At 69.3% G+C, this 9,797-nt stretch carries 9 protein-coding genes; 6 read left to right on the top strand and 3 right to left on the bottom strand.

What is annotated here, in order from left to right:
• The 5 genes from infB to pnp all read left to right on the top strand — a co-directional run.
• Positions 1–2,363: translation initiation factor IF-2 (infB, locus tag C665_RS16130; protein WP_004322629.1), on the top strand; the 2,363-nt coding region annotated here is incomplete at its 5' end.
• Positions 2,364–2,366: 3 nt separating this feature from the next.
• Positions 2,367–2,792, top strand: coding sequence for a 30S ribosome-binding factor RbfA (gene rbfA, locus C665_RS16125; protein ID WP_004322627.1), 426 nt, complete (start codon positions 2,367–2,369; stop codon positions 2,790–2,792).
• Positions 2,770–3,756, top strand: coding sequence for a tRNA pseudouridine(55) synthase TruB (gene truB, locus C665_RS16120; protein WP_004322626.1), 987 nt, complete (start codon positions 2,770–2,772; stop codon positions 3,754–3,756). Before rbfA ends, truB begins: the two co-directional genes overlap by 23 nt.
• A 77-nt stretch (positions 3,757–3,833) precedes the next feature.
• Positions 3,834–4,103: a 30S ribosomal protein S15 gene (gene rpsO / locus C665_RS16115; protein WP_004322624.1), complete on the top strand. Its 270-nt coding sequence runs from the start codon at positions 3,834–3,836 to the stop codon at positions 4,101–4,103.
• A gap of 218 nt (positions 4,104–4,321) precedes the next feature.
• Entirely contained in the window at positions 4,322–6,421 is a 2,100-nt protein-coding gene (pnp, locus tag C665_RS16110; protein WP_004322622.1) for a polyribonucleotide nucleotidyltransferase, read from the top strand.
• A gap of 124 nt (positions 6,422–6,545) precedes the next feature.
• Here pnp and dksA read toward each other — a convergent pair whose 3' ends face one another.
• The 3 genes from dksA to C665_RS16095 all read right to left on the bottom strand — a co-directional run bounded on the left by dksA (position 6,546) and on the right by C665_RS16095 (position 8,291).
• Positions 6,546–6,971, bottom strand: coding sequence for an RNA polymerase-binding protein DksA (dksA, locus tag C665_RS16105; protein ID WP_004322620.1), 426 nt, complete (start codon positions 6,969–6,971; stop codon positions 6,546–6,548).
• A gap of 193 nt (positions 6,972–7,164) precedes the next feature.
• On the bottom strand, positions 7,165–7,695 hold the full coding sequence (locus tag C665_RS16100; RefSeq protein WP_004322618.1) for a hypothetical protein: 531 nt from the start codon (positions 7,693–7,695) through the stop codon (positions 7,165–7,167).
• Positions 7,696–7,760: 65 nt separating this feature from the next.
• Entirely contained in the window at positions 7,761–8,291 is a 531-nt protein-coding gene (locus C665_RS16095; protein WP_004322617.1) for a superoxide dismutase family protein, read from the bottom strand.
• A gap of 151 nt (positions 8,292–8,442) precedes the next feature.
• On the opposite strand from C665_RS16095, the gene C665_RS21180 reads away from it, so the two are divergent.
• On the top strand, positions 8,443–9,797 hold a 1,355-nt coding region (locus tag C665_RS21180; protein WP_004322615.1), incomplete at its 3' end, for an NYN domain-containing protein.

The raw sequence follows: 9,797 nt of genomic DNA, 5'->3' as shown, positions 1-9,797 counted from the left end.
CCCCCGCCGCCCCCGCCGCCAGCGCGGCGCGACCGGCCCAGCAGGGCGGTCGCCATGGCCGTGGCGAGCGTCCGCAGCGCCAGGAGCCCGTCGCGCCCCAGCCGCAGGTCACCACCGTGCTGAGCAAGCCGCTGCCGCTCTCCGAGATCCTCAGCGAGGAGGAGGTCGCCGCGCGCAAGCGTGACGAGGATCGTCAGCGCGCGCTCAAGGAGCGCCAGGCGGCCGACCTGCGTGCCCGCCAGGAGCGCGAGGCTGCGGCCAAGGCCGCCGCCGAGGCGCGCAAGGCCGAGGAAGAAGCCCGCCTGCGTGCCGAGCAGCAGAAGAAGGAAGAGCCCGCCAAGGCGGCCGCCAAGCCGACCACCGGCACCCTGCATCGGCCCGCCAAGACCGAGGACAAGCCCGCCAGCCGGGAAGTCAAGCGTACGGCCCCCGCGGCCCCGGCGCGCGAGGCCGACGGCGCCAGCAAGCGCCGCGGCGGCATGAAGACGCGCGGCGAGGTCGGTGCCACCACCGGCAGCAACTGGCGCGGCGCCGGCAAGGGCGGCGGCCGTCACGGCCGCAACCAGCAGGACGACCGTTCGTCCTTCCAGGCCCCCACCGAGCCGATCGTGCGCGAGGTGCACGTGCCCGAGACGATCACCGTCGCCGACCTCGCCCACAAGATGGCGGTGAAGGCGACCGAGGTGATCAAGGTCCTGATGAAGATGGGCTCCATGGTCACCATCAACCAGGTGCTCGACCAGGAAACCGCGATGATCATCGTCGAGGAGATGGGGCACCTGGCGGTCGCCGCGAAGCTCGACGATCCGGATGCCTTCCTCGAGGAGAGCGAAGCGCACAAGGATGCCGACGTGCTGCCGCGTGCGCCGGTGGTCACCGTGATGGGCCACGTCGACCACGGCAAGACCTCGCTGCTCGACTACATCCGCCGCGCCAAGGTCGCCGCGGGCGAGTTCGGCGGCATCACCCAGCACATCGGCGCGTATCACGTCGAGACCGCGCGCGGCATGCTCACGTTCCTCGACACCCCGGGCCACGAGGCCTTCACGGCGATGCGTGCCCGCGGGGCGAAGGCGACCGACATCGTCATCCTGGTGGTCGCGGCCGACGACGGCGTGATGCCGCAGACGCGCGAGGCGATCCACCACGCCAAGGCGGCCGGCGTGCCGCTGGTGGTGGCGATCAACAAGATCGACAAGCCCGACGCCAACCCCGAGCGCGTGACCCAGGAGCTGATCGCCGAGTCGGTGATCCCCGAGGCCTACGGCGGCGACACCATGTTCGTGCCGGTGTCCGCCAAGAAGGGGACCGGCATCGACGAGCTGCTCGAGGCCGTGCTGCTGCAGGCCGAGGTGCTCGAGCTCACCGCGCCCAAGGACACGCCCGCCAAGGGCCTGATCATCGAGGCGCGCCTGGACAAGGGTCGTGGCCCGGTGGCCTCGCTGCTGGTCCAGTCGGGAACGCTGCGCAAGGGCGACGTGCTGCTCGCCGGCGCCACCTTCGGCCGCATCCGCGCGATGCTGGACGAAAACGGCAAGCAGATCGACGAGGCCGGTCCGTCCATCCCGGTCGAGATCCTCGGCCTGTCGGACGTGCCGTCCGCGGGTGACGAGGCGATCGCGCTGGCCGACGAGAAGAAGGCGCGCGAGATCGCGCTCTTCCGCCAGGGCAAGTTCCGCGACGTCAAGCTCGCCAAGCAGCAGGCCGCCAAGCTCGAGACGCTCATGGAGCAGATGTCCGAGGGCGAGGTCAAGAGCCTGGCGCTCATCATCAAGGCCGACGTGCAGGGTTCGCAGGAGGCGCTGGTGCAGTCGCTGCAGAAGCTCTCCACCGACGAAGTCCGCGTCAACGTCATCCACGGTGCGGTGGGCGCGATCAGCGAATCCGACGTCAACCTGGCGCAGGCCTCGGGCGCGGTCATCATCGGCTTCAATACCCGTGCCGATGCCGGGGCGCGCAAGCTGGCCGAGACCTTCGGTGTCGATATCCGCTACTACAACATCATCTACGACGCCGTCGATGAGGTGAAGGCGGCGCTGTCGGGCATGCTGGCGCCGGAGAAGCGCGAGGAAGTCACCGGCCTGGTCGAGATCCGCCAGGTGTTCACGATCTCCAAGGTCGGCTCGATCGCGGGTTGCTACGTGCTCGAGGGTGTCGTGCGCCGCAATTCGCACGTCCGCCTGCTGCGCAACCACACCGTGCTGTGGACCGGCGAGCTCGAGTCGCTCAAGCGCTTCAAGGACGACGTCAAGGAAGTCAAGTTCGGCTACGAGTGCGGCCTGCAGCTGCGCAACTACAACGACATCCAGGAAGGCGACCAGCTCGAGGTCTTCGAGATCAAGGAAGTGGCGAGGACCCTGTAATCGATGCCCAAGGAGTATTCCCGCAGCCAGCGCGTGGTGGAGCAGATCCGCCGCGAGCTGGCCGAGCTGATCCGCCTCGAGGTGAAGGACCCGCGCGTCGGCTTCATCACCCTGACCGATGTCGAGATCACCCCCGACTACGCCCACGCCAAGGTGTTCTTCACCAACATGACGGGCGAGGCCGACGTGCCCGAGATCCTGCAGGGCTTGCGCCGCGCGAGCGGCTTCCTGCGTCGCGAGCTCGGCCGCCGCATCCGCATCCACACCATCCCGGAGCTGCACTTCCACTACGACCGTTCGGTGGAAGAGGGCTCGCGCCTGTCGCAGCTGATCGACGAGGTGGTGAAGGAAGACGAGGCCCGCCAGCACGACGAGGCTGGCGGCGGCGACAACACCGGCACGGATGATGACGCTCGCTCCCGCGGCTGAGGTCGCGGCTGAGCCGGCGCGGCCGAAGCGCAAGGGCCAGCCGCAACGCAGGATCGTCCGCCGCGAAGTCGACGGCGTGCTGTTGCTCGACAAGCCGCAGGGCATGAGCTCGAACGGTGCCTTGCAGACCGCACGGCGCCTGCTTGCGGCGGCCAAGGCCGGCCACACCGGCACGCTGGATCCGATGGCGAGCGGACTGCTGCCGCTCACCTTCGGCGAGGCCACCAAGTTCTCGCAGATGCTGCTCGACGCCGACAAGATCTACGAGGCGGTGGTGCGGCTCGGCGTGGACACCGACAGCGGCGATGCCGAGGGCAAGGTGCTCGCCACCCGTCCGGTGGCGGTGGATCGCGCCGCGCTCGAAGCCGTGCTGGAGCGCTTCCGCGGCGAGATCGAGCAGGTGCCGCCGATGTATTCGGCGCTCAAGCGCGACGGCAAGGCGCTCTACGAGTACGCGCGCGCGGGCATCGAGCTCGAGCGCGCGGCGCGCCGGGTCGTGATCCATGCGCTCGAACTGCTCGACTTCGCAGGCGAACGCTTCACGATCCGCGTGCATTGCAGCAAGGGCACCTACATCCGCAGCCTCGCGATGGACATCGGCGCCGCGCTCGGTTGCGGTGCCCACCTGGCGGCGTTGCGGCGCACCGCGATCGGCGCCTTCGACCTGTCCGGTGCGCTCACGCTCGAAGCGCTGGAGGCGGCCGGCGAGGGCGGACGCGATGCGCTGCTCGCCCCGGTCGATGCGCTGGTGGCGGGCTTTCCGGTGCTGCAGCTCGATGCCGAGGCGGCGCGCGGCCTGCTGCAGGGTCGCACGCTCGCGCTCGCGGGCGCGCAGCCGGGCGCGAAGGTGCGCGCCTACGGGCCGGGGGGCTTCCTCGGCCTGGCGCAGTGGCAGGACGACGGACGCCTGGCGGCGCGCCGGCTGATCGCCACCGGTGGGCGGAGCGAAGATGCATCCGCATGATTTTGATTGAGTAACTGGCGCGGCTTTGGGTATAATCCGCCGCTTCTGATTGGCAGAACACACGAGTAAAGACACACATGGCTCTCGATATCGCATCCAAGTCGAAGATCGTCTCCGACTTCCAGCGCGCCCAGGGCGACACCGGCTCCCCGGAAGTCCAGATCGCGCTCCTGACCGCCCGCATCAACGGTCTCGCCCCCCACTTCAAGGAGCACGCGAAGGATCACCACTCCCGCCGCGGCCTCCTGAAGATGGTCAGCCAGCGCCGCAAGCTGCTGGACTACCTGAAGGGTCGCAACGCCGACAGCTACCGCAATCTGATCGAGCGTCTGGGCCTGCGCAAGTAATTGCTGTCCGTGACGAGTCCGACAGCGCCGATCAGGGCGAAGTAAGCCAGCAAAGCCGGTGCGTGCCCCTGCGGCCGCGCCGGCTTTTTGCCGTTCTCCCGCCGCGTTCGCGCGCCCGCCCGAGACCGTCCCTCCGCGGTGCCTGGCCGTCCGCTCGGACGGCCCGCCGCAAGCAGTTGTCGTTTGCTGCATCCACCGAAAGAACAAGGAATACCAACTTGCCTACCGCAATCAAGAAAACCTTCGCCTACGGCGCCCACACCGTGACCCTGGAAACCGGCGAAGTCGCCCGCCAGGCTGGCGGCGCCGTCATCGTGAACATGGACGAGACCGTGGTGCTGGCCACCGTGGTCGGCGCCAAGGAAGCCCGCCCGGGCCAGGACTTCTTCCCGCTCACCGTCGACTACGTCGAGAAGTTCTATGCCGCGGGCCGTATCCCCGGCGGCTTCTTCAAGCGTGAAGGCCGCCCGAGCGAGAAGGAGATCCTCACCTCGCGCCTGATCGACCGTCCGATCCGCCCGCTCTTCCCCGACGGCTTCATGAATGAAGTCCAGGTCATCGTCACCGTGCTGTCGCTGAACCCCGAGATCGACTCCGACATCCCGGCGATGATCGGTGCCTCGGCCGCGCTGGCGATCTCCGGCCTGCCCTTCAACGGCCCGGTCGGCGCCGCGCGCGTCGGCTACCTCGATGGCAAGTACATCCTCAACCCGACCGCCACCGAGCTGCAGTCGAGCGCGATGAACCTCGTCGTCGCCGGCACCCAGACCGCCGTGCTGATGGTCGAGTCCGAAGCCCAGGAGCTGCCCGAGGATGTCATGCTCGGCGCCGTGGTGTTCGGCCACGAGCAGATGCAGACCGCCATCAAGGCCATCAACGATCTCGTCGAGGTTGCCGGCAAGCCCGAATGGGACTGGCAGGCGCCGCCCGCCAATGCGGCGCTGATCGCCAAGGTCACCGAGCTCGCCAAGGCCGAGATGGAAGAGGCCTTCCGCATCACCAGCAAGCAGGAGCGCTCGGCCCGCCTGTCCGAGATCCGCAAGCGCGTGATCGGCCAGCTCACCGAAGGCGTGGAGAACGCGCCCTCGGTCAATGAACTGAAGGACCTCTTCTTCAACCTCGAGTCCGGTATCGTCCGCAGCCGCATCCTCAACGGCGAGCCGCGCATCGACGGCCGCGACACCCGCACCGTGCGTCCGATCGAGATCCGCACCGGCGTGCTGCCGCGCACCCACGGCTCGGCGCTGTTCACCCGCGGCGAGACGCAGGCCCTGGTGGTCGCCACCCTGGGCACCGGCCGCGACGAGCAGATCATCGACGCCATCGCCGGCGAGTACAAGGAGCGCTTCCTGCTCCACTACAACTTCCCGCCCTTCTGCACCGGCGAGACCGGCCGCTTCGGCATCACCAAGCGCCGCGAGGTCGGCCACGGCCGCCTGGCCAAGCGCTCGCTGGTCGCCATGCTGCCCAAGCCGGAAGAGTTCTCCTACACCGTGCGCGTGGTCTCCGAGATCACCGAATCCAACGGCTCCTCGTCGATGGCCTCGGTGTGCGGCGGCTCGCTCGCCATGATGGACGCCGGCGTGCCGCTGAAGAACCACGTCGCCGGCATCGCCATGGGTCTGATCAAGGACGGCAACCGCTTCGCGGTGCTGACCGACATCCTGGGCGACGAGGACCACCTCGGCGACATGGACTTCAAGGTCGCCGGTACCGAGAACGGCATCACCGGCCTGCAGATGGACATCAAGATCCAGGGCATCACCAAGGAGATCATGCACGCCGCGCTGGAGCAGGCCAAGGAAGGCCGCCTGCACATCCTCGGCCTCATGCAGCAGGCCCTGGGCACCAGCCGCGGCCAGGTGTCCGAGTACGCTCCGCGCATGATCAACATGAAGATCAACCCCGAGAAGATCCGCGACGTGATCGGCAAGGGCGGCGCGGTGATCCGCGCGCTGCAGGAAGAGACCGGCACCGTGATCGAGATCGAGGACGACGGTTCGGTCAAGATCTCGTCGGTCAGCGCCGAGGGCGCCCAGGCGGCGAAGGCCAGGATCGAGGCGATCACCGCCGAGGTCGAGGTCGGCAAGGTCTACGAAGGTCCGGTCGTGCGTCTGCTCGACTTCGGCGCCATCGTGAACATCATGCCGGGCCGCGACGGCCTGCTGCACGTGTCGCAGATCGCCAACGAGCGCGTGAATAACGTCTCGGACTACGTCAAGGAAGGCCAGGTCGTGCGCGTGAAGGTCCTCGAGACCGACGAGCGCGGCAAGATCCGCCTGAGCATGAAGGCGCTGCTGAACGAAAACGCCGGCTGATGGCGGATGGCGGATGGCGGGCTGCGGCCCGCCACGCGCTGCAGCACGGCGTGCGGACAACAAAAAAGGACGCCCCAGGCGTCCTTTTTTGTTGTCCGTCCCGGTCGCGACCGGGAGCGGCGGATTACTTCGCGACCTGGCGCTCGCGCATCTCTTCCAGCGTCTTGCAGTCGATGCACAAGGTCGCGGTCGGGCGCGCCTCGAGGCGCTTGAGGCCGATCTCGACGCCGCAGCTGTCGCAGTAGCCGTATTCGCCGGCCTCGATGCGACCGATCGTCTCGTCGATCTTCTTGATCAGCTTGCGCTCGCGGTCGCGGTTGCGCAGCTCGAGCGCGATGTCGGACTCCTGGCTGGCGCGGTCGTTGGGGTCGGCGAACACGGTCGCCTCGTCCTGCATCGTGTGCACCGTGCGCTCGATGTCATCCACCAGCTCGCCCTTGAGCGAATCGAGGATCGCGCGGAAGTGGGCCAGCTGCTTCTCGCTCATGTATTCCTCGCCGGCAGCGGGAACGTAGGGCGGGAATTGCTTGTGCAGGGTATCTTCAGCCATGGATCGACTTCCGTAGAGGGTGTTGATTGGTGAGGTCCGACTTAATAACAGAATCAACCCGGTGCAGCAAGCATACCCCGGATCGCCCTGGCGTGCCCCGTGTCGGACCGCGCGTTCCCGGCTGCGAGTGCGCGGCTGCCGCGCTGCGGAGCCGCGGCGGAGGCGCCGCCAGGGCCCCGGACGGTCGCGGTGCTCAGGGGCTGGCGGCGGGTTTGCCGCCGTACTGCAGCAGCAGGTCGCAGCTCCTGCCGCCGGAAAACCAGCGTGCCACCACGCGTACGTCGCCGGCGAAGGCGAAGACGAACTCGTGCGAGACCGGGCGTTCGTGCACCGACCAGGTGGGCGCCGCGCCGAGCCGGGGGGTGAGGCTGGCCGCGTAGGCGGCGCCGTGCGCACGGCAGGCCTCGGCATCGGCCAGCGTGACCGCGCCGGCGCCCTGCGCGGGGATGGCGAGGATCTCCTCGATCCTGGCGTCGGCGCCGGCCATCGCCATCACCGACAGCGACTCGCCGGCCACACGCAGCACCACGCCGATCTGGTCGCGTTCGTCGCAGCCCGGGCCGATCCGTGCGGCGGCAGGATCGAAGCGCCGGGTGGCGCGGGCGGCGTCGGCAAGCGGAACGCCGAGCAACATCGGACCGATGCCGCGGGGGGTGAGCGCCGCCTCTTCGGTGGGTGGCGCACAGCCCGCGGCGGCGAGCGTCAGGACGAGCGCCGACGCCATTGCGAGGGCGGCGGGCGGGTGGGCGCGCGACCCGGCTTCGCAACGGCTGAGGCGATCTGATCCGCTCACTGCGCCCGGATCACACCGCAGAAGAAGCGCCCGCCGGCGCCGCCGATCGGCTGACTGGCGTGGTCGTCGCGGTTCTCGTGGATCACCAGCGCGGCGCCGTCGGCGTCGAGGATGGCGGCGCGTCCGCCCGCGCCCGAGAGGCTGGCGAGGGCGGTGAAGAACTCCGCCTCGACGCCGCCGTCGGCATGCACGAAGAGGTTGGGCAGGTCGCCGGCGTCGGGGCCATCCGGGTTCATCAGCCCGTGCGGCCTTGCCGCCGGGTTCAGGTGGCCCTTCGAGGCGACGAAGCCCTGCGTGCCGTCCTCGCAGGTGCCCACCGAATGGATGTGGATCGCCTTCGGCCCGGGCGGCAGTCCCTTGGCGACCACGTGGACCAACACGCCGTGGGGCCCCTCGACCAGGGTCGCGGTGCCCACCTCGGCGCCCTGGCGATCGAGCAAACGGGCGCTCGCACGCTCGGCGGCGAGGGCGGGCAGGGCGAGCGTGGTGGCAAGGAGCGCGGCGGCGAGGGCGGCGGGTTTGATCATGGCTGTTCTCCTGTTGGAATGCGTCCAGAGTCTCAAGCATAGGACAAACCGGCAGGCATGCACGCCCCAAGGCGGGCCGCGGCGGTACATCCGGTGGCACGCACCGCGGCGAGGGCTTAACATCGGCGGCTCATCAGAAACGGAGATTTCCATGGCTTCCTCCCCCGACAGCATCAGCATGGCGCTGTTCTGCGACTTCGAGAACGTGGCGCTGGGCGTGCGGGACGCGAAGTACGAGAAGTTCGACATCAAGCGGGTGCTCGAGCGCCTGCTGCTCAAGGGCAGCATCGTGGTCAAGAAGGCCTATTGCGACTGGGACCGCTACAAGAGCTTCAAGGCGGCGATGCACGAGGCCAACTTCGAGCTCATCGAGATCCCCCACGTGCGCCAGTCCGGCAAGAATTCGGCCGACATCCGGCTCGTGGTCGACGCGCTCGACCTGTGCTACACCAAGTCGCATGTCGACACCTTCGTGATCATCAGCGGCGACTCGGACTTCTCGCCGCTGGTGTCCAAGCTGCGCGAGAACGCCAAGCAGGTGATCGGCGTCGGGGTCAAGCAGTCCACCTCCGACCTGCTGATCGCCAACTGCGACGAGTTCATCTTCTACGACGACCTCGTGCGCGACAGCCAGCGCGCCGCAGCCAAGCGCGAGGCGCGCGACAACCCGCCCGCCAGCCGCAAGCAGCCCGAGGAGGACAAGGCCCGCCGCGAGGAGCTCGAGTCGCGCCGCAGCAAGGCGATCGACATTGCCGTCGAGACCTTCGACGCGCTGCTCGCCGAACGCGGCGAGAGCGGCAAGATCTGGTCCTCGATGCTCAAGGAGGCGATCAAGCGCCGCAAGCCCGATTTCAACGAGAGCTACTTCGGCTTCCGCGCCTTCGGCAACCTGCTCGAGGAAGCGCAGGCGCGCGGCCTGCTGGAACTCGGCCGCGACGAGAAGTCGGGCATCTTCGTCACCCGCCCCGGCCCGGGGCTGGCCGCACCCCGCATGCGCGAGGAGTTCACCATGGCGGGCGAGTCCCTGGTGGTGGAGCGTGCCGCCCCGCGCACCGAGCCGACCGTGGGCGTCGCCGAGGCGGAGCCCGGCGCGGAGCACGCCAGCTCGCCTGCCGGCGCGGGCGGGGAGACTTCCGCCAACGCTTCGGAGCCGCGGCGCGGTCGCGGTCGCGGTCGCGGCCGCGCGGCACGAGCGCTGGAGGAGCCCGCGGCTGAAGGGGGGGCGGTCGAGGCGGATGTCGCCGCCACGGTGGAGGAGGGCGAGACCGCCATCGAAAGCGCGCCGGCAGCGCCTGTCTTGCCGGCGGAGACGGTGGCGCAGGCGACCTCCGAGGGCGCCGGGCACGCCGAGGACGCCGCGGTGGCGGTCGAGCCTCGCGCAGCCGAGGCCGAGCCCGAGTCCGCGCAGCCGAAGCGCTCGTCTGCGACGCGCAGGCGGCGTGGCGGCAAGGCCGAGGCGCCCGTCCTGCCGGCCGCCGCTGCGGCCACCGTCGCCGGCGCGGACCA

The organism is Thauera aminoaromatica S2, assembly GCF_000310185.1.
In the GTDB taxonomy this organism is placed as follows: domain Bacteria; phylum Pseudomonadota; class Gammaproteobacteria; order Burkholderiales; family Rhodocyclaceae; genus Thauera; species Thauera aminoaromatica.
This window is presented reverse-complemented; position numbering and strand designations above follow the sequence as displayed.